The organism is Pseudomonas sp. Leaf48 (genome assembly GCF_001421885.1).
Lineage (GTDB): Bacteria > Pseudomonadota > Gammaproteobacteria > Pseudomonadales > Pseudomonadaceae > Aquipseudomonas.
Genome location: NZ_LMLH01000023.1, coordinates 25,402 through 50,647 on the forward strand (window position 1 = coordinate 25,402; position 25,246 = coordinate 50,647).

23 protein-coding genes are annotated in these 25,246 nt (G+C 58.5%); 11 read left to right on the top strand and 12 right to left on the bottom strand.

Translation table 11 applies throughout. The features are described from left to right. Positions 1-106 precede the first annotated feature (106 nt). Both ASE98_RS14435 and ASE98_RS14440 read left to right on the top strand, forming a co-directional pair. Complete coding sequence (locus tag ASE98_RS14435; protein ID WP_060542008.1) at positions 107-718, top strand: FMN-dependent NADH-azoreductase; 612 nt, start codon at positions 107-109, stop codon at positions 716-718. 178 nt (positions 719-896) lie between these two features. Further along, positions 897-1,934: an alpha/beta hydrolase family protein gene (locus ASE98_RS14440; RefSeq protein WP_060542009.1), complete on the top strand. Its 1,038-nt coding sequence runs from the start codon at positions 897-899 to the stop codon at positions 1,932-1,934. Between the two features lie 27 nt (positions 1,935-1,961). Here the strand turns inward: ASE98_RS14440 and ASE98_RS25885 are convergent, their stop codons facing one another. The 3 genes from ASE98_RS25885 to ASE98_RS14455 all read right to left on the bottom strand — a co-directional run bounded on the left by ASE98_RS25885 (position 1,962) and on the right by ASE98_RS14455 (position 5,598). Continuing rightward, positions 1,962-2,393 carry a tail fiber domain-containing protein gene (locus ASE98_RS25885; protein WP_082457547.1) on the bottom strand — a complete coding sequence of 144 codons (432 nt, stop codon included), beginning with the start codon at positions 2,391-2,393 and terminating at the stop codon, positions 1,962-1,964. Positions 2,394-2,550: 157 nt separating this feature from the next. Beyond that, a complete protein-coding gene (locus ASE98_RS14450; protein WP_060542011.1) occupies positions 2,551-3,747 on the bottom strand; it encodes an MFS transporter in 1,197 nt (398 codons plus the stop codon). A 264-nt stretch (positions 3,748-4,011) separates the two neighbouring features. Further along, positions 4,012-5,598 carry an ABC-F family ATPase gene (locus ASE98_RS14455; RefSeq protein ID WP_060542012.1) on the bottom strand — a complete coding sequence of 529 codons (1,587 nt, stop codon included), beginning with the start codon at positions 5,596-5,598 and terminating at the stop codon, positions 4,012-4,014. Positions 5,599-5,993: 395 nt separating this feature from the next. Here ASE98_RS14455 and lpxO point away from each other — a divergent pair, with 395 nt between their 5' ends. After that, positions 5,994-6,893, top strand: a complete 900-nt coding sequence (lpxO, locus tag ASE98_RS14460) for a lipid A hydroxylase LpxO (RefSeq protein WP_060542013.1) — start codon at positions 5,994-5,996, stop codon at positions 6,891-6,893. Positions 6,894-6,924: 31 nt separating this feature from the next. Here the strand turns inward: lpxO and ku are convergent, their stop codons facing one another. After that, on the bottom strand, positions 6,925-7,785 hold the full coding sequence (ku, locus tag ASE98_RS14465; RefSeq protein ID WP_060542014.1) for a non-homologous end joining protein Ku: 861 nt from the start codon (positions 7,783-7,785) through the stop codon (positions 6,925-6,927). A 193-nt stretch (positions 7,786-7,978) separates the two neighbouring features. Between ku and ASE98_RS14470 the strand changes: the two genes are divergently transcribed. Both ASE98_RS14470 and ASE98_RS14475 read left to right on the top strand, forming a co-directional pair. After that, positions 7,979-8,338 carry a hypothetical protein gene (locus ASE98_RS14470; protein WP_060542015.1) on the top strand — a complete coding sequence of 120 codons (360 nt, stop codon included), beginning with the start codon at positions 7,979-7,981 and terminating at the stop codon, positions 8,336-8,338. A gap of 49 nt (positions 8,339-8,387) precedes the next feature. After that, the gene (locus tag ASE98_RS14475) at positions 8,388-9,539 is read left to right on the top strand and encodes a PQQ-dependent sugar dehydrogenase (RefSeq protein ID WP_060542016.1); all 1,152 of its coding nucleotides are present in this window, start codon (positions 8,388-8,390) and stop codon (positions 9,537-9,539) included. Between the two features lie 28 nt (positions 9,540-9,567). On the opposite strand, the gene eco is transcribed toward ASE98_RS14475, so the two are convergent. After that, a complete protein-coding gene (gene eco, locus ASE98_RS14480; RefSeq protein ID WP_060542017.1) occupies positions 9,568-10,050 on the bottom strand; it encodes a serine protease inhibitor ecotin in 483 nt (160 codons plus the stop codon). Positions 10,051-10,321: 271 nt separating this feature from the next. Between eco and ASE98_RS14485 the strand changes: the two genes are divergently transcribed. Continuing rightward, positions 10,322-10,597, top strand: a complete 276-nt coding sequence (locus tag ASE98_RS14485; RefSeq protein ID WP_060542018.1) for a DUF1652 domain-containing protein — start codon at positions 10,322-10,324, stop codon at positions 10,595-10,597. Between the two features lie 80 nt (positions 10,598-10,677). On the opposite strand, the gene ASE98_RS14490 is transcribed toward ASE98_RS14485, so the two are convergent. The 4 genes from ASE98_RS14490 to ASE98_RS14505 form a co-directional block, all read right to left on the bottom strand. Continuing rightward, complete coding sequence (locus ASE98_RS14490; RefSeq protein WP_060542019.1) at positions 10,678-10,944, bottom strand: DUF2790 domain-containing protein; 267 nt, start codon at positions 10,942-10,944, stop codon at positions 10,678-10,680. A 170-nt stretch (positions 10,945-11,114) separates the two neighbouring features. After that, positions 11,115-12,053 (bottom strand): carbohydrate kinase family protein, encoded by a 939-nt coding sequence (locus ASE98_RS14495; RefSeq protein WP_060542020.1) that lies wholly within the window; start codon positions 12,051-12,053, stop codon positions 11,115-11,117. 21 nt (positions 12,054-12,074) lie between these two features. Then, positions 12,075-13,370: a glycosyltransferase gene (locus tag ASE98_RS14500; protein WP_060542021.1), complete on the bottom strand. Its 1,296-nt coding sequence runs from the start codon at positions 13,368-13,370 to the stop codon at positions 12,075-12,077. 173 nt (positions 13,371-13,543) lie between these two features. Further along, entirely contained in the window at positions 13,544-13,906 is a 363-nt protein-coding gene (locus ASE98_RS14505; RefSeq protein WP_060542022.1) for a response regulator, read from the bottom strand. Positions 13,907-14,165: 259 nt separating this feature from the next. Here ASE98_RS14505 and ASE98_RS14510 point away from each other — a divergent pair, with 259 nt between their 5' ends. The 5 genes from ASE98_RS14510 to ASE98_RS14530 all read left to right on the top strand — a co-directional run bounded on the left by ASE98_RS14510 (position 14,166) and on the right by ASE98_RS14530 (position 20,692). Beyond that, positions 14,166-17,657 (top strand): response regulator, encoded by a 3,492-nt coding sequence (locus ASE98_RS14510; protein ID WP_060542023.1) that lies wholly within the window; start codon positions 14,166-14,168, stop codon positions 17,655-17,657. Next, on the top strand, positions 17,657-18,472 hold the full coding sequence (locus ASE98_RS14515; RefSeq protein WP_060542024.1) for a CheR family methyltransferase: 816 nt from the start codon (positions 17,657-17,659) through the stop codon (positions 18,470-18,472). The genes ASE98_RS14510 and ASE98_RS14515 overlap by 1 nt, the downstream gene beginning before the upstream one ends. After that, positions 18,469-19,062 (top strand): chemotaxis protein CheB, encoded by a 594-nt coding sequence (locus tag ASE98_RS14520; protein WP_060542025.1) that lies wholly within the window; start codon positions 18,469-18,471, stop codon positions 19,060-19,062. The genes ASE98_RS14515 and ASE98_RS14520 overlap by 4 nt, the downstream gene beginning before the upstream one ends. Further along, positions 19,056-20,237 (top strand): hybrid sensor histidine kinase/response regulator, encoded by a 1,182-nt coding sequence (locus ASE98_RS14525; RefSeq protein ID WP_060542026.1) that lies wholly within the window; start codon positions 19,056-19,058, stop codon positions 20,235-20,237. Before ASE98_RS14520 ends, ASE98_RS14525 begins: the two co-directional genes overlap by 7 nt. 77 nt (positions 20,238-20,314) lie before the next feature. Next, positions 20,315-20,692 (top strand): response regulator, encoded by a 378-nt coding sequence (locus tag ASE98_RS14530; RefSeq protein WP_060542027.1) that lies wholly within the window; start codon positions 20,315-20,317, stop codon positions 20,690-20,692. Positions 20,693-20,761: 69 nt separating this feature from the next. Here ASE98_RS14530 and ASE98_RS14535 read toward each other — a convergent pair whose 3' ends face one another. The 3 genes from ASE98_RS14535 to ASE98_RS14545 form a co-directional block, all read right to left on the bottom strand. Beyond that, positions 20,762-22,432 (bottom strand): ATP-binding protein, encoded by a 1,671-nt coding sequence (locus ASE98_RS14535; RefSeq protein ID WP_060542028.1) that lies wholly within the window; start codon positions 22,430-22,432, stop codon positions 20,762-20,764. After that, a complete protein-coding gene (locus tag ASE98_RS14540; RefSeq protein ID WP_060542029.1) occupies positions 22,429-23,931 on the bottom strand; it encodes an ATPase domain-containing protein in 1,503 nt (500 codons plus the stop codon). The genes ASE98_RS14535 and ASE98_RS14540 overlap by 4 nt, the downstream gene beginning before the upstream one ends. Before the next feature lie 114 nt (positions 23,932-24,045). Continuing rightward, positions 24,046-25,101, bottom strand: coding sequence for a tetratricopeptide repeat protein (locus tag ASE98_RS14545; protein ID WP_060542030.1), 1,056 nt, complete (start codon positions 25,099-25,101; stop codon positions 24,046-24,048). Positions 25,102-25,246: the final 145 nt, after the last annotated feature.

A 25,246-nucleotide genomic window follows, 5' to 3' on the forward strand; every position in this document is an offset into this window, starting at 1 on the left:
TGGGACAAACTATCGCATTGTTGCCGTCTAATCAGCCATTGGTTTCGCCTGTAGGATTGTTTCCATCAGGTCGCCCTTGTGGGCGATCCTCACCTGGAGACCCCACATGAAACTACTGCATATCGATTCGAGCATTCTTGGCGATAACTCGGCTTCCCGTCAGTTGAGTGGTGAAGTGGTCAAAGCCTGGCAAGCCGCCGAGCCCGCCGCCGTCGTGACTTACCGTGACCTGGCCGCCGATGCTATCAGCCATTTCTCGGCCACCACCCTGGTCGCCGCCGGTACGACCGCTGAACTGCGTAATGCGGCGCAACAGTACGAAGCCGAGCTGAGTGCACAGACCCTGGCCGAGTTCCTCGCCGCCGATGCCGTGGTGATTGCAGCGCCTATGTACAACTTCACCATCCCTACGCAATTAAAGGCCTGGATCGACCGCATTGCCGTTGCCGGTCAAACCTTCCGCTACACCGAAGCCGGTCCTGAAGGGCTGTGTGGTGGCAAGAAAGTGGTGGTCGTCTCGACTTCCGGTGGCATGCACGCCGGCCAGGCGAGCGGTGTGGCCCACGAAGAGTATCTGAAGGTGCTGTTCGGCTTCATCGGCATCACCGACATCGAGTTCGTTCGCGCCCAAGGCCTGGCCTACGGCGATGAAGTGCGCAACAAAGCCATGAGTGACGCTCACACGCAAATCAGCGAGCAGTTGTTCGCTGCCGCGTAAGATTTGCGTAAAAGGCAGCAAGCGTTCAGGTAAGCCAAAAAAAACTCTGTATTCTGGATACGCAAGTACCAGGTGCGGAGTTTTTTTGTTTCTGGTCGTTGCAGGATTTCATCTTGTGGCTCGAGTTATGCAGTCACAGGTGAACGTCTCAAGGTCCGGTAACAGGGTGGGGCATCCCATGATGCGTCTTTGTGCAGCTTTATTGATTTGCCTGCTCGCCAGCCTGAATATAGTGCACGCCGCGCCTGCGTCCCGTCCTCACTGGAGTGTCGGCTTCCACGAGCTGACGTTCCTCGATCCGCTTGATCTGCAACCGATGCGGGCCATCGCGTTCTATCCTTCCAGCGACCGTGAACACACCAGCAAGCTGGAGGGCTATACGGTCGAGGCCGGGGAGGACGTCAAGGTCGCCATCGGCCGCTTTCCAATGCTGATGCTGTCCCACGGTAATACCGGAACACCTCTGGCGCTGCACGACCTCGCCACGTCTCTGGCGCGCAAAGGTTTTGTGGTGGTGGCGGTGATCCACCCCGGTGACAATTCCAGGGACCACAGTCGCCTCGGTACTTTGAGTAACCTCTACGGACGGCCGATCCAGATTTCCGAAGCCATTACCGCTACCTTGGGCGACCCTATGCTAGCGCCCTTCGTCAATGCCGGGCAGGTGGGTGTCATTGGCTATTCGGCAGGCGGCGAGACCGCATTGATTCTGTCGGGCGCGACGCCAGACCTGGATCGCCTGCGTCGCTACTGCCAGGAGCGCCCGGATGATCGCGATGCCTGTAACACCCAAGGGGAACTGATTGTCGACCGCGATGATTTGCAACCGGTCGCTGATCCACGCGTCCACGCCTTGCTGCTGATGGCTCCGTTGAGCCTCAAGTTTGGTCGCCACACCCTGGCCGATGTGCACGTGCCAGTGCTGCTTTACAGCGGCGATGGCGACAAGTTGGTGGCCTTCGACAAGAACGCTGCCGCACTGGCGCGCAAACTGCCCGTCGCCCCGGATTTCAAATTGCTGGCCGGGGCAGGGCACTTCGTGTTCATGGCGCCGTGCAATGAGGAGCAGATCGTCTCGATGCCGGCGTTGTGCACCGATGCCGACGGTGTCGATCGGGCGGATATTCACCGCAACCTTATTTCCGAAGCCGGAAGCTTTTTCTCGCGCACCCTCGGCAGAGCCACACGGGCGGGGATGCAGACCGCCGATCAATAGGCGATGACCGGCGCTTATCATTATCCGTTACTTTTCGGCCAAAGCTGTTTCCAGGGTTTGTACCCTGGCATTCAGTTCGCGAACCGATTCAATTAACGGTGCGACAAGTTTTTGATAATCCACTTGAAGGAGATCACCTTCAGTGCGGACCAGCTGAGGGTAAACTTTTTGTACGTCCTGAGCGATAAGTCCTACATCAGCCTGGTTGTTTTGTTTCCAGTTGAATGTTACGCCATTCAGTTTAAGCAGGTTCTGGGTTGGGTTTTCCAAAGGTTTCACATTTTGTTTCAGACGTTCATCACTGAACGGGCAACATTCACCGCCAATGCCACCTGGGCCGCCTACGTCATAGCAGACACCATTGTGGCAGATTTGCTGTTGAACCGAGTCTTGCGCATGGACGGTGGGGGAAAGTAAAAACACCAGCGTCGGAGCGAGGAGTGTCAGTGTTGTACGCATTATATGTATTTCCTGAATTCGAGTTGATGAAAGTGCGTGTTCGATAGTTTGTCGAAGTTGATATTTAAAACAACGATGGCACTCTGCATTAATCGATTCGGGATATTGCATGTTATTGAGTCTGGAAGCGTTTTAATGGATTTATATAATGGCTATTTCAACTGGCCATACTCATGGCGCGACGTGACAGCAACAAAGTGAGAAAAAGCCCGGTCACCGACAGTAGCGCCGCACAAAAGAATATCCACGAATACCCAAGGTTCAACGCCACCGCACCCATCAAAGGGCCGGCAATCGCCAGCGCCAGATCGAAAAATACCGCGTACGCACTCAGGCCCGCGCCACGGCTGGAATTGGGCACCTGCTTGATCGCTTCAACGCCCAGAGCCGGATACACCAGCGACAGGCCAAAACCGGTCAGCCCGGCGCCGATCAAGGCATAACCTGCCGATGGCGCGAGCCACAGCAGTACCAGGCCAACCGTTTCGATGCTCATGCAAACAATGGCAGAAGCGAATCCGCCAAAGCGGTTGATGCTGGAAATGAACAGCAGGCGCGACAGGATGAAACACACGCCAAAAACTGTCAGGCAGTACGCTGCGCCTGTCCAGCCACGGCTGACGTAAAACAAGGTGATGAATGTCGTCAGGGTGCCGTAGCCGATCGAGGCCAGGCTCAGGCTGGCGCCAAAGGGGGCTATACGCCCGAACACCGCCCGGAACGGCAGGCGCTCGCCGCGAACCACCGGCACCGAAGGCTTGCCACGAATCAACAGCAATGCCGCCAGGGCCAGCAGCGACAGCGCAATCCCGAGGCTGGCGAATCCCAGGCGGTCGACCATCACCACACCCAAGGGGGCGCCTATGGCAATGGCGCCATAGGATGCGATGCCATTCCAGGAGATCGATCGAGCGGTGTGTTCAGCGCCGACCTGGCCCATGCACCAACTGATGGTGCCGACACCGATCAGACCCTGGGCAACACCGAGCAACAGTCGTCCGGCGATCAGGATCAACAGGCTGACGAGGGGCAAGCTTTGCAACAAGACCGACAGCCAGGTCAGCACACCACTTAACACAATGCCTGACAAGCCGTAAATGATCGCGCGCTTGGTGCCGATATTGTCCGACATGCGCCCGGCCATGGGGCGGCTGAGCAGGGTGGCGAGGTATTGTGAACCAATGGTCAGGCCGGCAATGACGGCGCTGAAACCCAGTTGATCATGGACATAGCCGGGTAATACGGCAATTGGCAGACCGATGCAGAGAAAGGCAACAAAGGTATAGAAAACAATTGAGACGATCTGCAAGGTGATCGCCATGGAGCTTTGAGGAGGCACTTGCTGCGCAGGCATGAGGGCGGGTTCGCGAGCGTCGGTGGAAGAGCAGCATGATGGCGTGGCGGGGGAATAAAAGAAAGCAGGCTAACGATCAAAAGATCGCAGCCTGCTGACAGAGCCGGATGAACGCAAAACCTGTAGGGGAACGCGACCCCCTGTAGGAGCGAGCCTGCTCGCGATGGTCGTCAACGATTACGCGTGATTGCCGGTTTTACGCGGCGTTCTTTAGTCCATCGCGAGCAGGCTCGCTCCTACAGGTGCCGCGATCCCGTGTGGCCTTTAAAACACCACACCCTGGCTACGCAGGTAGTCATCGTAGGTGCCGCTGAAGTCGGTCACGCCATTCGGGCTCAGCTCGATGATGCGGGTGGCCAGGGACGATACGAACTCACGGTCGTGGCTGACGAAGATCAGCGTGCCCGGATAGTTTTCCAGCGCCAGGTTCAGCGCCTCGATCGATTCCATGTCCAGGTGGTTGGTCGGTTCGTCCATCACCAGTACGTTCGGCTTTTGCAGGATCAGCTTGCCGAACAGCATGCGGCCTTGCTCACCACCGGAAATGACTTTGACCGACTTGAGGATCTCGTCGTTGGAGAACAGCATCCGTCCCAGGGTGCCGCGAATGACCTGCTCGCCCTGCGTCCACTGGCCCATCCAGTCGAACAGGCTGACATCGTCTTCGAAGTCGTGGGCGTGGTCCTGGGCGTAGTAGCCCAGCTCCGCGCTTTCGGTCCACTTCACGGAGCCGGCGTCCGGGGTCAGCTCGCCCATCAGGGTGCGCAGCAGGGTGGTCTTGCCGATACCGTTCGGGCCGATGATCGCCAGGCGCTCGCCGGCTTCGACGGTGAAGCTGAAGTTCTTGAACAGGGTCTTGCCGTCGAAGCCCTTGGACATCTGCTCGATGGTCACGGCCTGGCGGTGCAGCTTCTTGGTCTGTTCGAAACGGATGAACGGGCTCACGCGGCTCGATGGCTTGACCTCGGCCAGCTGGATCTTGTCGATCTGCTTGGCGCGGGAAGTGGCCTGCTTGGCTTTCGAGGCGTTGGCCGAGAAGCGGCTGACGAAGGTCTGCAGTTCGGAGATCTGGGCTTTCTTCTTGGCGTTGTCCGACAGCAACTGCTCGCGGGACTGGGTGGCCGCCGTCATGTACTCGTCATAGTTGCCCGGGAACAGGCGCAACTCACCGTAGTCCAGGTCAGCCATGTGGGTGCAGACGCTGTTGAGGAAGTGACGGTCGTGGGAAATGATGATCATGGTGCTGTTACGCGCCTTGAGAATCGTTTCCAACCAGCGAATGGTGTTGATGTCCAGGTGGTTGGTCGGTTCGTCGAGCAGCAGCACTTCCGGATCGGAGAACAGCGCTTGGGCCAGCAATACCCGCAGTTTCCAGCCTGGAGCCACTTCGGACATCGGGCCGAAATGCTGTTCCAGGGGGATACCCAGGCCCAGCAGCAGTTCGCCGGCGCGGGATTCGGCGGTGTAGCCGTCCATCTCGGCGAATTCGGTTTCCAGCTCGGCCACGGCCATGCCGTCTTCTTCGCTCATTTCCGGCAGCGAGTAGATGCGGTCGCGCTCGGCCTTGACCTTCCACAACTCTTCGTGACCCATGATCACGGTGTCGATCACGGTGAATTCTTCGTAGGCGAACTGGTCCTGGCGCAATTTACCCAGACGCACGTTCGGCTCCAGCATGACCTGGCCACCGGAAGGCTCGAGGTCATCGCCGAGAATTTTCATGAAGGTCGACTTGCCGCAACCGTTGGCGCCGATCAGACCGTAACGGTTGCCACCGTTGAATTTGACCGAAACGTTTTCGAAAAGCGGCTTGGCGCCGAACTGCATCGTGATGTTAGCTGTAGAAATCAAAGGTTTTTCCTGCGAAGCATTCAGAGTGGCCAGGGTTGCGCCTGTACCGCGCTTGACCCGAGTCAAAGTGCGCTGAGCCGGGATGGTTGCCCGTGATCAACGAGGAGCGCGTAAAGTTTGGCGGCGATTGTACTGGTCTGGCTCTTTAAACGATAGGGCGTTGAGGATCCTGTGACGCTTTGACAGCCTGACAGGACAGATTTTCACAGTTTCAGGTTAACTATTGGTTACAAACTGTGGCTAAAATGCCACCTGTCAGCCTGATGCCGATCGTCGGCAGGGCTCAACGATGTGCTACGAGGCCGCCGGTTCGTAACCGGATGCTACCTGAGACTCAAGGTCTGCCTGGCCGGCAAGGGGCGCAGTCTGTTTACTTCTGACCTGTGACGATATTTGTGAAACTCATCATTGCCGTTATCTATCTGGTATCGATTGCGTATGTCCATCTGCGTGGTCGAGTGCGCCATAAGCTGGGGCGCCAACTGAGCGATCACTCGACGTTTCTGGCGCCGATCAATTGCTTCCTTTACTTGTGCTCGAAAATCCCCAACAAGCCTTACCTCAATCCTGCGGATTTTCCGGATCTGAGCCCGTTGCAGGCCCATTGGGAAGAAATTCGCGCCGAAGGCCAGAACTTGCTTCGGGCCGGTGAAATCAAGCGTTCGAACCAATACGACGACGTCGGCTTCAATTCGTTTTTCAAGACTGGATGGAAACGCTTTTACCTGAAGTGGTACGGCGAAAGCCATCCGTCAGCGATGAAGCTCTGCCCGCGCACCACCGAGCTGGTTCAAAGTATCGGCTCGATCAAGGCCGCGATGTTCGCCGAGTTGCCACCGGGCTCCAAGCTAGTGCGTCACCGCGATCCTTATGCCGGTTCCTACCGTTATCACTTGGGCCTGGAAACGCCCAATGACCCCGGTTGCTATATCAATGTCGATGGCGAGAACTATCACTGGCGCGATGGCGAAGCCGTGATGTTCGACGAGACCTATATTCACCACGCCGAAAACACCACGCAGAGCAACCGCATCATACTGTTCTGCGATGTCGAGCGCCCGATGAAGTATCGCTGGGCGGCCGCGTTCAATAGCTGGTTCAGCCGCAATGTGATGTCTGCGGCAGGGGCACCGAATGATGCTGGCGACAAGGTCGGCGGGATCAACCGTCTGTTCGGTAAAGTCTATAAGTTCCGCCTGCGCGGCAAGGAGCTGAAAAAGCGTAACCGAAAGCTTTATTACCTGCAGAAATGGTCGATCTTTGCCGGATTGCTGGCGGTTTTTGTTCTGATCTGATTCATGGTTTGAGGCCGGTGCATCCAATTGGTCACTTACTGACTTTTTTCCTCGCTGCCGGCTTGGTGCTCGCCTTCGGTTTGGCTGGAGCCTTACTGGCGCTTTTGCCCCCGAGGCTGCGTTTGAGCAGTTCAGTCAGATCAATGACATCTGCCGTTTTACGCTCTTCTTCGCCCGTGGCGGTTTCAACGTTTTCGATCTTGCCTTCATGGGCTTTCTTGTCCACCAGGGCCATGATTTTTTCTTCGAAACTGTCGCGGTAATCCTCCGGTGACCAGTCGGCGCTCATGTCTTGCACCAAGCGTTTGGCCATGTCCAGTTCACCTTTGGCCAGCTCGGCTTTGGTGACATCGGCCCCCAGTGCCAGCTCGTCCAGGCTGCGTACCTCCGCCGGCCAACGCAGTTTTACCAGCACCATGGCCGACTCCATTGGCATCAATGCCGCCAGGTACTGACGGGTGTGCAACACCACGCGGGCGAGCGCCACCTTGTTGGTTTTGGTCAGGGTTTCGCGCAGCAACGCATAGACCTTGCCGCCGCGTTTGTCCGGTGCCAGGTAGTAGGGCGTATCGATGTTCTGCAAAGGAATCTGATCGCTGTCGACAAAAGCAAAAATGTCGATGGTCTGGGTCGAGAGGGGGTGAGCGGAGCGAATTTCCTCCTCGCTCAACACCACGTATTGGCCCTTTTCATATTGCACACCTTTGACGATGTGCTCCTTGGTGACTTCCTTGCCGGTGATCTTGTTGACGCGTTTGTAGCCCACCGGGTCCATGCTGCGGCTGTCGAGCCAGTCGAAGTCCACTCCTTGCGAAGACGTCGCCGAAACGAGTGCCACGGGGATATGCACCAGGCCGAAACTGATTGCGCCTTTCCAGATTGCCCGTGCCATGGTCGTCTTCCTGAAAGTGATGTTCAGGTGACCTGTGGCCGCGGGCAAAAGTTTCGATGGCTTTTGCGCCCCGGCGCGGTCTCGGATCAACGTCGTGTTACATCTTGGCGGGGAGGTTTTGATTAACAAATCCGAACCCCGGGCGTAGCGTGGTATCGAAGACGTTATCCACGCTGACGCACAGAGGCTCCCCATGAATCGATACGTGATTGGCGCAATAGCCCTGGCCCTGAGCGCAGCCCTTAGCCCACTGGCCGTGGCGGATACCTCCTTTCCTCTGCAGCCTTCTTTGCAGGTGGCGCAAAACCTGCCGGGCAGTACCCGCAACAATCCGTACAACAGCCCGATCCGCCGGGCCAATCCCAACAGCATGCAGGGTACTCAACCCGGTGCCCCGGCAATCCGTGGCCCCAACACGGTACCGGTGCCGCGCCCGCCGACACTGGATAACGGTGGTATCGGCAATCGTTATCCGCAGCAGAAAGCCCCGGCGAGCCCGCCGGTATTCATCCCCAATCCACCCTCTCGGGATGCCGGCACCGGCAACCGTTGAACGGCAGGCTGCGGCCCGCCGGCCATTCTGACGAAAAAAGGAATTGTGCATGTTGCGTAAAACCCTTCTCGCCACCCTCTGCGCCAGCGCATTGATCAGCACCACGACGACGGCATCTGCGGCGCCGATGCAGGAAATGAAAAGCGAACAGGGCACTGTTGAGGTCACTGCGATCGTGACCGGACTGGAGCATCCCTGGGCCTTGGCGTTCTTGCCCGATCGTACAGGCATCCTGGTGACGGAGCGGCCCGGCAACCTGCGCCTGGTGACGGCCGACGGCAAGCTGTCGGCACCGCTCAGCGGAGTGCCCAAGGTTTGGGCCAAGGGGCAGGGCGGCTTGCTCGATGTAGCGCTGTCACCTGACTTCAAGCAGGACCGGATGGTTTATCTGTCCTACGCCGAGGGCGGTGGCCAGGGCGACAAGGCCGGCACCGCGGTCGGGCGCGGGCGGCTGTCGGAGGACCTGGCAGCCATCAAGGATTTCCATGTGATCCTGCGCCAGGAACCCAAACTATCGGTAGGCAACCATTTTGGCTCGCGACTGGTGTTCGATCGTGACGGCTATCTTTTTGTCACCCTTGGGGAGAACAACGACCGCCCGACCGCCCAGGACCTCGACAAGCTGCAAGGCAAAGTGGTGCGCATCTATCCGGACGGCAAGGTGCCGAAAGACAACCCCTTTGTCGGTCAGGCCAGCGTGCGCCCGGAAATCTGGTCTTACGGCCAGCGCAACCCGCAAGGTGCTGCGCTCAATCCGTGGACTGGCACGCTCTGGGAAAATGAACACGGCCCCCGGGGCGGCGACGAGATCAACGTCATTGAGCGAGGCAAGAATTACGGCTGGCCGCTGGCGACCCATGGCATCAACTATTCCGGTCAGCCGATTCCGGAAGCCACGGGCGAAATCGCCGAAGGCACGGTTGCACCGCACCATGTGTGGGAAAAATCCCCGGGATTGAGCGGCATGGCGTTTTACGATGCCGATCGTTTCAAGGCTTGGCAGCACAACGTGTTTATCGGCGCGCTGGTGAGCCAGGAGTTGATCCGTTTGCAGTTCGAGGGTGACAAGGTGGTGCATGAAGAGCGCTTGCTCGGAGAGCTGAACAAGCGCATTCGCGACGTGCGACAGGGGCCGGACGGGTATTTGTACGTGTTGACCGATGAGGCTGACGGAGGGCTGTACAAGGTTGGCTTGAAGTAGCCCTCACTTAACTGCGGCTCAGGTCAGGTTATTCCTGAACGGCTTTTTCGACCTTGCTCGATGCCGACCAGATTCGGTAGTGCACTTCGACGTCCTTGGGGACGTACACAACGATTGGCAGTTTGCTGTTGTAGCGCAGCATGAAGCCGTCGCCGACCACCGGGACGAACTCCTGTTTGCGCTTGCCGTCGGGGCAGGCCATCAGCGTACTCATGGGGCCGATGACTGTTTCCAGACGATAAAACGGGTAGCCCCAGCCTTCGAGGTTTTTCTCCTCGAGCATGCCGCCCAGGCGTTGCTGGTTGCAGTCCACGGTCAGGGTCTTGCCGGCGAGGATTTCCACCTGAAAGTCGCCTTCCCGGCTTTGCGGGGTAAGGTGAATGACCTGGCGGGTAAAGCCGGTTTCAGCTTTCGGAAAGGGGGCCACTTCTTCAAGTTTACCGGCTTGCGCCAGGCTGCAAAAGGCGGCTGCGATCAAGCCGAAGGTTGTATTGAGTTTCAATGGGCGCATGATGCCTCCTGGCGTAAAATGGTTTGGAGCATTCTTGCTGCCATAGGCGGCGAATGCAAATCCGTCTCCGGCAGCGGGTAAATTGCAGGGTTAAAAAAGTGAGTTATTGCAATTTGCATGAGGCCATAACTGGATGAACGGCCTAAGTTCCTGATTTGCGGATGAACTGCTCATTGCAGAGTCAGGCATGTTTTGTGCTGTAGCTGTTGAAAGCTGGCCGCGATTACCTATGAGCCAGCATTGATAGGCTGTCTCAAAATGGAGGGTCGCCATGTTTCTTTCTGCCTTGGAACTTCGCAACATCATTGAAAGCAGTTTTCTGCCTAAACGCTGCCAATGCACGCTGTCACCCGAGTTATCAATGACGGTGAAAGTCTATGCCGACAGTCAAACCGATAACCTTGATCTATTCGTGACCGGTATTGATGCCTCGGGGCTCAATGGTTGTCGGGAAATCAATGAGCTGGTTGCTCAACTGCGCACACGGCAGCATCAGCCGCATCCAATGGATTTCCAGCCCCAGCCGAGAATGAGCAAGGCTCTTTAGCCTGCGTTTTCGAATGCCCCCGACAAGCGCCAGGTCTGGACAAACGCCAGGCCCGGCGCCACGCCAATGGGACTTTACCGTCAGCCTTGGTTCTCGCAGGCGTCGGAAAGTTTACGGTAGGAGATTTGCGCCGGTTTTCCGGTTTCGTCGATGTACTTCATGTCAGCCTGCACCACTTTGCACTCCAGGGTGTCGGGTTCGGTCAGCGATATCACCTTGCTAACGTGCAACGGCATGCCGTAGTGATAGGGCACCGCTTGTGAAGTTGTAGTTTCATTGGCCTGGGACAGGCCGGAAAATGCGGCACAAGCGAAGGCTGTGCCAACCAGCAATGTGCAAGTGTTCATGAACGATCTCCGATGCGGACGGAAAGTCTGCTCGACGTGACAACCGTCGAGCCTGCCGCACCAGGCGTCAGAATTTTCTGAGGGCGTGCGGTCCAGTAAAGTATGGACCGCAGGGTTAAGCGAAGGTTAACCCGGCAAAATGCCACCTGTCGCCTTGATGATTGATCTGTTCACCCCAGCTGGTGGCGGTACGGTAAGTCCGGCCCGGTCTTGCTGCACGTCAATGCCGCCGCCTGCATCGCAAACGCGAGCATTTCATTGATCTGCTCGCGGCCCAATTGCGCTACGCCTTGCACACAATCGAGTTGTCGCTCGGTCAGCCAGGCGATCAATGCTGCCTGGAAGGTGTCGCCGGCACCAACGGTGTCAGCGATTTTCACCTCGCGGGCGGGCAACGACCACGAGCCGTGCGCCCGACTGAAAACCGTTGCTCCGTTACCGCCACGGGTCAGGAACACTAACTGGCAGCGGTGCTGCAACCAGTCGTCGATCACCTGTGCCGGCTCTTGTCCGGGATACAGCAGGTGCAAATCCTCGTCGCTGACTTTGATCAGGTCCGCCAGTTCCACCAGCGTTGCGATCCGCGAACGCCACAGCTGGATATCGGGTTCGGGATTGAGCCGCACGTTCGGGTCGAGACTGATCAGGCGCTGGCCGCATTCGCGACGCACCAGCGCCAGCAGGGTGTCGGCAATTGGCTGAACCACCAGCGAATACGAGCCGACGTGCAGGCCGCGCACCTGCGATCCCAGTTCTGGCAAGTGATGCGCTTGCAGTTGGCGATCAGCGCAACCTTCACCACGGAAACTGTACTGCGGCGAACCGTTGGCCCCTACCGCGACCATTGCCAGGGTGGTCGGTGCGGCAAAGTCATGAAGGAAGTCCTGGCACACCCCTTCATCCTGCAACACCTGTAGCAGGCGCCGACCCAGGTAGTCGGTGGATAACCCGGCCAATAGCGCCGCTTCCACGCCCAGGCGGCGCAAACCTACCGCAACGTTGAACGGCGAGCCGCCGGCAATGGCCTGGAAGTTCGCTTTTGAAGCTGCACCGTTCCCGTCGTTCTCACTGAAGAAATCGAACAGCGCTTCACCACACACCAGATACATAGTTGTTCACTCTTCAAAGGGTCACTGTGGAATCCGGTTTTTCGCTTCGATCCATTGCGCCATGTACTGAGTACTTTTGTGCTGATGATGGCGCAGCATGCCGCCGGTGAAGTTATCTCTTCTGATCTGGTGCAGGCGAGCCTGGCAATCGAGCAGCTTTTCAGTCACGGCCGGTCCGTGAACAACCTGTTGGTAACGACTGGCCAGCAAGGCATGCGCCTGGGTCTGGGCGTTCAGCCAAAGGGCCTTGTCGTTGTGCAGCCGTACGGCGCTGTCGGCGAACTCTCGAGCCGTGCGGGTCACGGCGCCGGGCCAGGGTTGTTCATCGTGCATGGCTTCGGCACCTACGGGAGTGGTGACGTTAGGCGTCCCACAGAGCATTGCATCGACGATTTTGCCTTTGATGCCCGCGCCGAAACGCAAGGGCGCCATGCATACCCGCGCTGCCGACATGACCTGCAGGGCGTCTTCGGCCCAGTTCATTACATGAAAGCCTTGGGCCGGGTTATGCAGGGCGGTAGCCTTGGGTGGGGTGTAGGCGCCGTAGATATGTAGCTGCGCGCCAGGCATCTGGGCGCGAATCATCGGCCAGATCGCGGTTTTCAGCCAAAGCACGGCATCCCAGTTTGGCGCATGGCGAAAGTTACCGATGTGCAGGAAGTGCGCGCGGTCTTCGAATGGGACGGGCGGGGTCGACGGTAGATCGACCATCAACGGACACCAATGCAGCAAGCTGCGCGGCACCTGGAACTGCGAGACCAGCAGCTCGATTTCCACGGGGGAAATCATCAGGCTCAGGTCACACCGATAGATGGCGGCGATTTCGCGTTTGGCCACGTCGGTATTGGCCATGAGCTCGAACTCTTCGCGCAAGGCCGGCGCGAACAGTTCGCTGAAATCATCGTTATCGTCACAGGCTTTCAAACGCTCCTTGAGGCGTTGATGCCGGGCGTCGCGCAAACTCTGCAGATCTGACGTCTCAAGCACCCGCATGGCATCGGGGCAGTGTTTTTCAACGCGCCAGCCGAATTGCTCTTCCATCATGAAGCGATCGAACAGCACCACCTCCGGGGCAAGCTCACGAATGAACTCATCAAAACTGCTGTTGTTCAGCTCGATCGGCACCTCGCCAATACCCAGCGCCGTCAGGTCAGCCCGGTGTTCCCCGGAACTGGCGGGGCTACTGAAGGTGATGTCCCAGCCACGCTGCAGGAAGGCTTCGAGTATCTGCATCATGTGCCCGCCGGCCGCGGAAGAGCGGGGCTCGGGCCAGACGTAACCAATGACCAGGACTTTGGTTGCGCGGGGCTGACTCATGAACGGAAATTTCCTTGAAACGGGCGGGAAGCGAGGGAGTGTCGAGGGTGGCAATTAAACCATAGTCGCTCCCTTGGTGGCGCCACGGATCAGCAGCCTGGCTGCAATGCGCTGCGGTCCGCGAGCCGATAGTGAAACTGAAGTCGCTCGTGCGTGCCTGTTACGGCATTGCTTCAACCCAGGATGCCTTTGACCTTGTCACGCAACTGGTCTATCGAGAACGGCTTGCCGATCACGTGCATGCCTGCGGGCACTTCAATGCTTTCGGCGTAGCCGCTGGCAAAGAGGATGGGGAGCAGAGGGCGTAACGTCCTGGCCCGAGTGGCCAATTCGCGACCATCCATACCCGGTAAGCCGACATCGGTCATCATCAGGTCGATGTGCAACTGGCGATCGTCGAGAAACGCCAGAGCCTGTTCGCTGCCATCAGCCTCGATCACTTTGTACTCCAGCTCTTCGAGCACATCGACGATCAGCATGCGCACGATGGCATCGTCTTCGACGACAAGAATGGTGGAGGCGCTGACGGCGGACATAATGTATTTCCCGAAGATAATTGGCAGTAACCGGTCGAGCGAAATCACCGGTCTCATGCATCAGTAAGCGGCGGCTCCCGACAAGTTCCCGGCGGTATGGAAAAAGAACAGGTGCCCACCTGCGCCAAGAATAACCCGTGCCCGTGAGCGTGCGCAGCGGAATGTAGGAAGTTAGGAACAAAGATGTCAGAAAATTGGATCCCAGTGGCATTTTTGCGGCAAACTCCTAGCATTCCGACAGCATCACAAGGCCTGCCCCATGACCTCCGCGTCCTCGGTTGATGAGCAACGATTTCGTAAACTACTTAGCCGCAACGTCAGCCTGCCGTTGGGGCTGGGTGTCATCAGCGCGGTGTTTTTCGTTTCGCTGATCACCTATTTGTTATCGACGATCCAGTGGGTGGAGCACACCGACCGGGTGATCAATAACGCCAACGAAGCGGTCAAGCTGACTGTTGACCTGGAAACCGGGATGCGCGGCTATCTGCTCAGTGGAGACGAGCATTTCCTCGACCCTTACGAAACCGCCAAACCGCGGATCGCTGTCGCCGTGGACACCTTGCTTGAACTGACCGCCGACAACCCGGTGCAGACCGACCGCCTGCGCCGGTTGCAGGCGTTGCATGCGGAATGGACGGCTTACGCGCAATCGATGATCGACTTGCAGCGTACCAGCGGCGATTACCGCAGCGCGGTCAGGGCCGGGCGGGGCAAACGCCTGACTGATGAAATTCGCAAGCAATATGATGAAGTGATCAGTACCGAACAACAGCTGCGTACCGCGCGCAACGAAGAGGTCCGCCGCACCACGATCTGGAGCATCAGCCTTTATATCTTGTTCATTGCCGCTGTCAGCGCAGTGTTGTCCTACATCGGCCGGCGTGATCTGCTGGGCCTGTCGCAAAGCTACAGCGTTAATCTCGCCGCGCAACAGGCCAGCGCCCATCGCCTGGAACAGCAAGCCTGGTTGCGCAATGGCCAAACGGAACTGGCCGAGCAGGTGCTGGGCCAGTTGAGCCTGAACATGCTGGGACGCAACATTCTGCAGTTTTGCGCGCAGTATCTTGGTTCAGCCGTGGCGGCCATTTATGTCCGCGAGGAGCAAGGCAGCCTCAAACGCATCGCTTCCTATGGCTTTTCTCGGGAGCAGGAAGCACTGGACCAGCAGATTGACGCGGGCGAGGGCATTATCGGTCAGGTGGCCAGTCAGGCTCGTCTGATTCGTCTCGACGAGGTGCCGCAGGACTATTTCAAAGTCAGCTCCGGCCTTGGTGAAGGTTTGCCGCGCAGTGTGCTGGTGGTGCCGACCAGCGACGACGACCGGGTCAATGGTGTCATCGAATTGGGCTTCCTGCGCCCGCTTAACGACCGTGACGTTGAACTGCTGGAGCTGATTGCCGGCAACATTGGCACCTCGGTTGAAGCTGCTCGCTATCGCCAGCGCTTGCAGGAGGTACTGGCGCAATCCCAGCAACTCAACGAAGAACTGCAAGTGCAGCAGGAGGAGCTCAAGACTGCCAACGAAGAACTTGAAGAACAGTCGCGAATTCTCAAGGAGTCCCAGGCGCACCTGGAAACCCAGCAGGTCGAGCTTGAACAAACCAATGAGCAACTTGCCGAGCAGGCGCAGATCCTTGCCGACCAGCGCGATGCCATGGACCGCAAGAACACCGAGCTCAATCAGGTGCAAAGCCAGCTTGAAGACCGCGCCCAGGAGTTGCAGCGTTCCAGCAAGTACAAGTCGGAATTCCTCGCCAACATGTCCCATGAGCTGCGCACACCGCTCAACAGTTCGTTGATCCTGGCCAAGCTGCTCGCGGAAAACCCTCAGGAAAATCTTAGCGCCGAGCAGGTCAAGTTCGCCGAATCGATCTATTCGGCCGGCAACGATTTGCTGAATTTGATCAACGATATCCTCGACATTTCCAAGGTCGAGGCCGGCAAGCTGGAAATCCGTCCGGAGAACGCCAACGTCGAGCGTCTGGTCGACGGTTTGCGCGGCATGTTCCAGCCGTTGGCGACAGACAAGCAGCTGGACTTTCGCGTGGAACTGCAGGCCGGTGCCCCGTTGATGATGTTCACCGATCGGCAGCGCCTGGAGCAGGTGCTCAAGAACCTGTTGTCCAACGCGGTGAAATTCACTGAAAACGGCAGTGTCAGCCTGACTGTTGCCGCAACGCCAAATGACGGCATTGCATTCATTGTCCGCGATTCCGGGATTGGCATTGCAGCGGATCAGCAGGAAAGCATTTTCGAAGCCTTCCGCCAGGCCGACGGCACCACCAATCGCCGCTACGGTGGCACCGGGCTGGGGCTGTCGATTTCCCGGGACCTGGCCGCGCTGCTCGGCGGTTCCATCAGCGTTTCCAGCACTGCGGGGCAGGGCAGTGTATTCACGCTGGTGCTGCCGCAACATTACATTGAGCCTGGGGAGGAAACCCCCGAACCCATGAGAATGGCAGCGGTACCGATGAAGCCGGACGTTGCGGCACCGATCCTTGCGCCGCAGATTGCCGACGTCGCCATTGCGCGTTTCGACGACGATCGCCATCGGGGCCCTTTCACCAGCCGTTGCATCCTGGTGGTCGAGGACGAACCGAACTTTGCCAATATTCTTTACGACCTCGCCCATGAGCTGGGTTATCAGTGCCTGGTGGCCCATGGCGCCGATGAAGGCTATGACCTGGCCACAGCGTTCATTCCCGACGCCATTCTGCTGGACATGCGCCTGCCGGATCATTCCGGCCTGACGGTGCTGCAACGTCTGAAGGAGCATGCGCAAACCCGGCATATTCCGGTGCATGTGATTTCCGTCGAAGACCGGGTGGAAGCGGCCATGCATCTGGGCGCCGTCGGCTACGCCGTGAAGCCGACTACCCGTGAAGAACTCAAGGATGTGTTCGCCCGCCTGGAAGCCAAGCTGACCCAGAAGGTCAAACGCGTGCTGCTGGTCGAAGATGACGATCTGCAACGTGACAGCATTGCCCGGCTGATCGGAGACGACGATATCGAAATCACCGCCGTGGGCCTGGCCCAGGAGGCGCTGGACCAGCTGCGCTGCTCGGTCTTCGATTGCATGATCATCGACCTCAAATTGCCGGACATGCTCGGTAACGACCTGCTCAAGCGCATGTCTACCGAGGATATCTGCTCGTTTCCGCCGGTGATTGTTTATACCGGTCGCAACCTGACCCGGGACGAAGAGGCGGAACTGCGCAAGTATTCGCGCTCGATCATCATCAAGGGCGCACGCTCGCCCGAGCGTTTGCTCGATGAGGTGACACTTTTTCTGCACAAAGTCGAATCGCGGCTGTCTCAGGAACGGCAGAAGATGCTCAAGGTGGCGCGCAGTCGAGACAAAGTCTTCGAGGGGCGCAAGGTGCTGCTGGTGGATGACGATGTCCGCAACATCTTTGCCCTCACCAGTGCGCTGGAGCAAAAGGGCGCCGTTGTGGTCATCGGCCGCAATGGCCAGGAAGCGATCGATAAATTGAATGAAGTCGACGACTTCGATCTGGTGTTGATGGACGTGATGATGCCGCAGATGGATGGCTTTGAAGCCACCATCGAGATCCGCAAGGACCCGCGCTGGCGCAAGCTGCCGATCATCGCGGTCACGGCCAAGGCCATGAAGGACGATCAGGAGCGCTGCCTGCAGGCGGGCGCCAACGATTACCTGGCCAAGCCCATCGACCTCGATCGCCTGTTTTCACTGATCAGAGTGTGGTTACCGAAGATGGAACGTTTCTAGTGGAGCGAAATAGCGAAATCGAATTGCGCTTGTTGATCGAGGCGATCTACCTCAAATACAGCTATGACTTTCGCGATTACTCCGGCGCGTCGATCAAGCGTCGGGTCAATCATGCGTTGAGCCAGTTCGAATGCAATACCATTTCGGCGCTGCAGGACAAGGTCCTGCACGATCCCGCGGCGTTCATGCAACTGCTGCAATTGCTGACGATACCGGTCAGTGAAATGTTCCGTGACCCTTCGCACTTCCTGGCCATTCGCAAGGAAGTGGTGCCTTTGCTCCGGACCTGGCCCTCGATCAAAATCTGGATTGCCGGGTGCAGCACGGGCGAAGAGGTGTATTCGATGGCGATTCTGCTGCGCGAGGAGGGTTTGCTCGATCGCACCATTATCTATGCCACCGACATCAACCCGCACTCACTGGAAAAAGCCAAGCAAGGGATTTTCTCGCTGGAGAATGTCCGTGCCTACACTGCCAATTACCAGCAGGCAGGTGGCCAGTGTTCGTTTGCCGACTACTATACGGCGGCGTACGACTACGCCATTTTCGACAAGACCCTGCGCGAGAACGTGACCTTCGCCGATCACAGCCTGGCGACGGACAGCGTATTTTCAGAAACTCAATTAATATCGTGCCGTAACGTATTGATTTATTTTAATAAAAAGCTTCAGGATCGAGCATTTGGATTGTTTCATGAATCCCTTTGCCATCGAGGATTCCTGGTGTTGGGCAGCAAGGAAACCCCGGATTTTTCGGCCTTTGGCGATCACTTCCAGGCTATGGTCAAACAGGAACGGATCTACCGTAAATCATGAACAGCGCAACGGGCCAGCCCGCCATCGAAGCAATAGTGATCGGTGCCTCTGCCGGAGGCGTCGAAGCATTGCTGCATATACTCGAACCGCTGCCGGCGGGCTTCGCCTTGCCGATCATCGTCGTGCTGCACCTGCCGGACCAGCGCCATAGCCAGTTGGCCGAGGTGTTCTCGCGCAGGGTCGCGCTGCCGGTCGTGGAGGCGGGGGACAAGACGCTGGTGGAAGCCGGCACCCTGTATTTCGCCACGCCCGGTTATCACTTGTCGGTAGAGCAGGACCGCAGCTTTTCCCTGAGCCTGGAGCCCCGGGTGCACCATTCGCGTCCGGCGATCGATTACCTGTTCGAATCGGCCTCCGATGCATACGGAGCCAATCTGCTGGCGGTGTTGCTGACCGGCGCCAACCGTGACGGCGCGCTGGGCCTGGCTCAGGTTAAACAGCGCGGCGGCCTGACCGTCGTGCAGGACCCCCTTGAGGCCCAGGTGGCCACCATGCCTCAGGCTGCGCTGGATTTGCACCAGCCAGACCATATTCTCACCACACGCGGCATCGGCCGTCTGCTTGTCGAGCTGGAACGAATCGCATGCTAAGTACTATCCAGGCCAAACTGCTGATCGTCGACGATCTGCCGGAGAATCTGCTGGCGCTTGAAGCGCTGATCAAGCGGGAGGACCGTACGGTGTACAAGGCATTGTCCGCTGACGAGGCCTTGTCGCTGTTGCTGCAACACGAATTTGCCATGGCCATTCTCGACGTGCAGATGCCTGGCATGAATGGCTTTGAACTGGCCGAACTGATGCGCGGCACGGAAAAGACCAGGAACATTCCGATCGTGTTCGTCAGTGCCGCCGGCCGTGAACTGAACTACGCATTCAAGGGCTACGAAAGCGGCGCCGTGGATTTCCTGCACAAGCCGCTGGATATCCATGCGGTCAAGAGCAAGGTCAATGTCTTCGTCGACCTGTACCGCCAGAGCAAGGCGATGAAAGAGCAGGTGCTGGCCCTGCAGGAGAGTCGCCGCGAGCAGGAGGCGTTGCTCAATCGCTTGCAAAACACCCAGCTGGAACTGGAGCAGGCGGTGCGCATGCGCGATGACTTCATGTCCATCGTCGCCCACGAAGTGCGTACGCCGCTCAACGGTCTGATTCTTGAAACCCAGTTGCGCAAGATGCATCTGGCGCGGGACAACGCCGCCGCGTTCACCCTGGACAAAATGCAGGCCATGGTCGAGCGCGACGAACGGCAGATCAAAAGCCTGATTCGCCTGATCGAAGACATGCTCGATGTGTCGCGGATTCGTACCGGTAAACTGTCAATCCAGGCCAGAAGTTTTGATCTGGCGGCATTGGTACGTGGCTTGCTGGAGAGTTTCGCCCCTCAGGTCGAGGCCGCCGAGTCCTCGGTGACACTGGATGCCGGTCAACCGGTCATCGGCAGTTGGGATGAGTTTCGCATCGAACAGGTCATTTCCAACTTGCTGACCAACGCCCTGCGTTATGGCGCCAAGAGTCCGGTCAGCGTGAAGGTGTACAGTGACGGGCCGCAGGCAATAGTGGAAGTGCGTGATCAAGGGATTGGCATCAGTGAGGAGAACCAGCAGCGGATTTTTCAGCAGTTCGAGCGGGTATCGGTCAATCATGCCGTTGCCGGCCTCGGCCTGGGATTGTTCATTTCGGAGCAGATTGTCACCGCCCATGGCGGTACCATTACCGTCGAGAGCCGGATTGGCGAAGGCGCCCTGTTTCGCGTTTGTCTGCCGCTGTAGGAAAACAGCCGGATAAACGCAACCTCTGATCGGCCCTATGGTCGTATCAGCAGCAATTGACCGAACAAAGGCTTCCCATGAGTGAAGATGCGCAAGATGTTGTACTGGTCGTCGAAGACGATCCCTCCATACTGATGGTGCTGGTCGCTTATCTGTCGGGGGAGGGTTACCGGGTGCTGCAAGCCGAAAACGGTGAGCAGGCCTTCGAAATCCTCGCCAGCAAACCGCACCTGGACATGATGATCACTGACTTCCGCCTGCCCGGTGGTATCTCCGGCGTGCAGATCGCCGAGCCGGCAGTGAAGCTGCGACCGGAGCTCAAGGTGATCTTCATCAGCGGCTATGCCCAGGAAATCCGCGAGACGGACAGCCCGATCACGCGCACCGCACCGATTCTGGACAAGCCGTTTGATCTGGACAGGTTGCAGGAGTTGATGCAGGACATGTTGTCGTAAACATGTCTGCCTGAACCGATGGACCCTGTGGGAGCCAGCAGTCTGGCTCCCACAGGTTTTGCGCTTGTTTCAGATTCGGATCATCTCCTGCACCTTCGCCGTCAACAGGTCGAAGGTGAACGGCTTGGTGATCATCTGCATCCCCGGGTCAAGGAAGCCGCCGCGCACGGCGGCATGTTCGGCGTAGCCGGTGATGAACAACACCTTGAGATCAGGGCGCAGCTGCCGACCGATTTCCGCCAGCTGCCGGCCATTCATGCCGGGCAGACCGACGTCACTGATCAACAGATCGATGCGCTGCGGTGAGTCGAGAATCGGCACCGCGCTGTCGGCATCAGCGGCCTCGACAAAGGCATAGCCCAGATCGCTCAGTACCGTACAGACGAGCACGCGCACAGCCGGATCATCCTCGACGATCAGTACCGTCTCGCCGTGATACGCGAACGAATCGTACTGCCGGTCGGCCGGCTGGTCCTGGGGCAGGTCGCCGCCGAAGCGCGGCAGGTAGAGGCTGACGGTGGTGCCTTGGCCAGGTTCACTCTGGATGCTGGCATGACCGCCCGATTGTTTGCTGAAGCCATAGATCATCGAGAGGCCAAGACCAGTGCCCTGGCCAATGGGCTTGGTGGTGAAAAACGGATCAAAGGCTCGGTCGATGATGCTTTGCGACATGCCGCAGCCGGTATCGGTGACACTCAATACCACGTAATCGCCGACACCGAGGTTGCCGTGGGCCCGGGTGAAGTCTTCATCCAGATGCTGATTGCAAGTGCTGACCACCAGTTTCCCGCCGTCGGGCATGGCATCGCGGGCATTGATCACCAGGTTGAGCAGGGCGCTTTCCAGCTGATTGGGGTCGGCTTCGGCAACCCAAAGGTTGTCGCTCAACTGTATGTCCAGGCGAATGCTTTCGTTGATGCTGCGTTGCAGCAGTTCACCCATGGAGACTACCAGGGTGTTCATTTCCACCGGTTTTGAATCCAGTGACTGGCGCCGGGAGAACGCCAGCAGGCGATGGGTCAGGCCCGCCGCGCGGTTGGCCGAGGTCACTCCCAGATCGATCAGGCTGTCCAGATCTTCGGTGCGCCCCCGGGCCAGCCGGCGGCGCAGCAACTCGAGACTGCCGATGATGCCGGTGAGCATGTTGTTGAAGTCATGGGCGATGCCGCCGGTGAGTTGGCCGACCGCTTCCATTTTCTGCGACTGGCGCAGGGCCTCTTCGTTGTGGCGCAACTGGGCGGTGCGTTCCTCTACTTGCTGTTCCAGGGTTTCGAGGGTGTTTTGCAGGCGCAGTTCGCTTTGGCTGAGGTCGATCAGCCGGTCCCTGGCTTCATACTGGCGTCGCCGTCCCCGCAGGGCGGTGGTCACCAGGCTGATCAAGGTGACCGGGTGAAAAGGTCGCTCGAGGAACGTGACATTGCCCAGCTGCGGGCCAATGCGTGACGCGGGATTGTGTTCCGGGCCGCCATGGTGAGTGAGCAATACGATCGGCAGGTCGGACCACGCCGGTTGTTGCTCGAGCAAGCGCAGCAGCGGCTCGGGATCACTGCCCATGAGGGCCTCGGAGGAGATCAGCAGCAGTCCCGCGCCTTGCTCGAGCTCCCCGCACAAGGCGGCCAGATCACGGCTGATGACCCCGTCGAAACCGGCTTCATTGAGCAACATCAAGGCGATCTGGCTGTCGCGTCCCAGTGGCGCGAGGATGATCGCACGCTCGGAAGTCGCTCTCACCACCGTCACCGGTGGTCTTCCTCAAGCAGCGGGCTACTGGCGCCCAGATACGTGGGCACGCCACGCAATACGCCCTGGAATGCATCGAGCGGTTCGCCGATGGTCATGCCTTGGGCACTGATGCGATATTCACGGATGGTCGATTCATGGCTGCCGGTGCGCTTCTTGATGATGGAGATGGCCCGGCGGACCTTGCCCAGGGCCTCGAAATAGCGCAGCAGAATGACCGTGTCGGCCAGATAGGTGATGTCCACCGGAGCCTGCATGTCGCCGACCAGCCCGTGCTGGGCAACGGTCATGAAGGTCGCGGCACCCTGGCGATTGAGGTACAGCAACAGCTCGTGCATGTGCAGCACCAGGGCATTTTCTTCCGGCATCGCCGCCTGGTAGCCGTTGATGCTGTCGATGACCACGGTCTTGATATTGCGTTCATCGACGCAACGTCTGACCCGGTGGGAGAACTCGCCGGGGGACAGTTCGGCGGCATCCACTTGCTCGATCAGCAAGTTACCGCTGTCTTGCAGCACTTGCAGATCAATGCCGATGTTCTTCATGCGCTCGAACAGCAACCCCAGTTCTTCGTCGAAGATGAACAGCGCGGCTTTTTCGCCCCTGGCAACCGCAGAGGCGGCAAAGATCATCGAGATCAGTGATTTGCCGGTACCGGCCGGGCCGAGAATCAGGGTGCTGGAACCGGTCTCGATACCGCCTCCGAGCAGGGCGTCCATTTCCCGTATGCCGCTGGTCAATTGCTGGCGGATGTAGGTACTGCGATGTTCGGCGGCCACCAGGCGCGGGAAAACATGCACGCCGTCGGCCATGATGGTGAAGTCATGAAAGCCGCCACGGTATTTCTGACCCCGGTATTTAACCACCCGTATGCGTCGTCGTTCGGCACCGTAGCTGGGCGTCAATTCTTCAAGGCGAATCACGCCATGGGCGACACTGTGCACGGTTTTGTCCAGTGACTCGGTGGTCAGGTCATCGAGCAACAAAACCGTGGCGTTGTAACGCACAAAGTAGTGCTTGATGGCCAGGATCTGACGACGATAACGCAGTGAGCTCTGGGCCAACAGGCGAATCTCGGACAGGCTGTCGAGTATGACGCGGGTTGGCTTGAAGCGTTCCACCACTTCAAAGATCTGTCGGGTCGCTTCACCCAGCTCAAGGTCGGAGGAATACAGCAATGTCTGCTGTTGCTCGGCATTGAGCAGGCTTTCCGGTGGGGTCAGTTCGAAAATATGGATGTTTTCACCCAGTTCCCAGCCGTGGGACAGCGCACCCTGGCGCAGCTCGCGTTCGGTTTCGGAGAGGGTGATATACAGCGAGCGCTCGCCGGCTGCCGCGCCGGCCATCAAGAAGTGCAAGGCCACCGTGGTCTTGCCGGTGCCCGGTTCACCTTCGAGCAGGAACACATGGCCGCGAGACAATCCGCCGGCGAGGATATCATCCAGGCCTTCGATGCCGGTCGCGGCTTTGAGTTGGTTGAATTCGTTGGATGTAGACAAAAAACGTCCTCTCTTGTCCAAGGGGATGCGGGGCAGGTCAGTGCAAATCGCCGTGGCTGCCTTATCACTTGACCTTTTGTCGCCACGACCGTTCAACGAATTTTTTTGCTCACCTCAGAGCCCTTGCTGCAGGGCCGGGTCATCAGGATTGAGCTGTTCGAGTTGCGCCAGCAGGATCTGCACATTTTGCAGCTGGCCGCTTTCTTTCCAGTAATTGATCAACATGACCCGCGCCTTGCGGTCATTCGGGTGGCGCTGAACGATTTCCTGCAACTGTTTCTGGGCCGCTTCAAGCTCCTGTTCGTCATGTAGGGTAACGGCCAGGTCGTAGCGGTAATCCTTGTTATCAGGCTCCAGCTCGACGGCTTTGGACAGGCCAAGCAGGGCGAATTCACTTTGGTCGTGATGCAGCAACCACATGCCCAGGGCATGTTGCAGATAGGCGGAATTGGGTTGTGCCTGCAGTTGCCTGGCCAACAGCTGCCGGGCGGCGTCGCTCTGGCCCTGCTTGTCGAGTACTTCGATCTGCATGACCAGCGCCGGCAGATTGCCCGGTGCCAGGCGCAGGGTATTGTCCAGAGCCTGTTGCGCTTCTTTGAGCTCGGCGTTGTGCAAGTGCAGTCGGGCCAGCTGATATTGGTTGTCGGCGCTTTGCGGCTCGCTTTTAAGCACCTGTTCCCAGGCATCTATAGCCTGCTCCAAAGGCCCGAAATACAACCCCAGATCATCCGGTGACAAACCCAGCAGGGCATTGACGGCGGCCAGCCGGACACTTTGCTCGTGGTCATCGAGCAAGGGCCCCAGCAGCAGGCTGCGCTGGCCGGTGGGCACCAGGGCGTTGATGCTTTTGATCGCCGCGATACGCACCTCGGGCGAATCGTTCTGCAAGTCCGCATCGGCCAGTTTCAAGGCCACCGAGCTTGGGTAGTTGGGCAACTCCGCATGCAGCCACACCCGCCGCTTGGGCGACAGGTCAGGGCGGGCCAGTTGCTGATAAAGCACCCGCGCGGCACCCGGCTGACCCGCCCGGGCTGCCGCCAGCGCTTCGCTGTAGCCGTGCTTGATCGCATCGGGAACCACCGGTGTGGTGCTGCGCAGGGACAACCACGCAAGGCCGATGACAAAAAGGGCGCAGAGGCTGATGAGCAGGTAGCGACGGGACTTGGGCATGCAGGAATCCGGAACTGGCAAGCTTTTGCAGAGGCGCCAGCTTCGGTCAGGTCAGGCTGTGAGTCAAACGTTGACGTCGTAGAACACCCGTGTAACCCACCATCAGGGCGCTTCGCCCCGAAAGCTGTCGAGAGCCCGAAGCAGT

What these genes read in the sequence shown, in the direction of transcription:
- ASE98_RS14435 (WP_060542008.1), top strand. Translation starts at nt 107, where the DNA reads ATGAAACTACTGCATATCGATTCGAGCATTCTTGGCGATAACTCGGCT.
- ASE98_RS14475 (WP_060542016.1), top strand. Translation starts at nt 8,388, where the DNA reads ATGTTGCGTAAAACCCTTCTCGCCACCCTCTGCGCCAGCGCATTGATC.
- ASE98_RS14495 (WP_060542020.1), bottom strand. Translation starts at nt 12,053, where the DNA reads ATGTATCTGGTGTGTGGTGAAGCGCTGTTCGATTTCTTCAGTGAGAAC.
- ASE98_RS25885 (WP_082457547.1), bottom strand. Translation starts at nt 2,393, where the DNA reads ATGCGTACAACACTGACACTCCTCGCTCCGACGCTGGTGTTTTTACTT.
- ASE98_RS14530 (WP_060542027.1), top strand. Translation starts at nt 20,315, where the DNA reads ATGAGTGAAGATGCGCAAGATGTTGTACTGGTCGTCGAAGACGATCCC.
- ASE98_RS14510 (WP_060542023.1), top strand. Translation starts at nt 14,166, where the DNA reads ATGACCTCCGCGTCCTCGGTTGATGAGCAACGATTTCGTAAACTACTT.
- ASE98_RS14520 (WP_060542025.1), top strand. Translation starts at nt 18,469, where the DNA reads ATGAACAGCGCAACGGGCCAGCCCGCCATCGAAGCAATAGTGATCGGT.
- ASE98_RS14525 (WP_060542026.1), top strand. Translation starts at nt 19,056, where the DNA reads ATGCTAAGTACTATCCAGGCCAAACTGCTGATCGTCGACGATCTGCCG.
- eco (WP_060542017.1), bottom strand. Translation starts at nt 10,050, where the DNA reads ATGCGCCCATTGAAACTCAATACAACCTTCGGCTTGATCGCAGCCGCC.
- ASE98_RS14450 (WP_060542011.1), bottom strand. Translation starts at nt 3,747, where the DNA reads ATGCCTGCGCAGCAAGTGCCTCCTCAAAGCTCCATGGCGATCACCTTG.
- ASE98_RS14545 (WP_060542030.1), bottom strand. Translation starts at nt 25,101, where the DNA reads ATGCCCAAGTCCCGTCGCTACCTGCTCATCAGCCTCTGCGCCCTTTTT.
- ku (WP_060542014.1), bottom strand. Translation starts at nt 7,785, where the DNA reads ATGGCACGGGCAATCTGGAAAGGCGCAATCAGTTTCGGCCTGGTGCAT.
- ASE98_RS14440 (WP_060542009.1), top strand. Translation starts at nt 897, where the DNA reads ATGATGCGTCTTTGTGCAGCTTTATTGATTTGCCTGCTCGCCAGCCTG.
- ASE98_RS14500 (WP_060542021.1), bottom strand. Translation starts at nt 13,370, where the DNA reads ATGAGTCAGCCCCGCGCAACCAAAGTCCTGGTCATTGGTTACGTCTGG.
- ASE98_RS14485 (WP_060542018.1), top strand. Translation starts at nt 10,322, where the DNA reads ATGTTTCTTTCTGCCTTGGAACTTCGCAACATCATTGAAAGCAGTTTT.
- ASE98_RS14505 (WP_060542022.1), bottom strand. Translation starts at nt 13,906, where the DNA reads ATGTCCGCCGTCAGCGCCTCCACCATTCTTGTCGTCGAAGACGATGCC.
- ASE98_RS14490 (WP_060542019.1), bottom strand. Translation starts at nt 10,944, where the DNA reads ATGAACACTTGCACATTGCTGGTTGGCACAGCCTTCGCTTGTGCCGCA.
- ASE98_RS14470 (WP_060542015.1), top strand. Translation starts at nt 7,979, where the DNA reads ATGAATCGATACGTGATTGGCGCAATAGCCCTGGCCCTGAGCGCAGCC.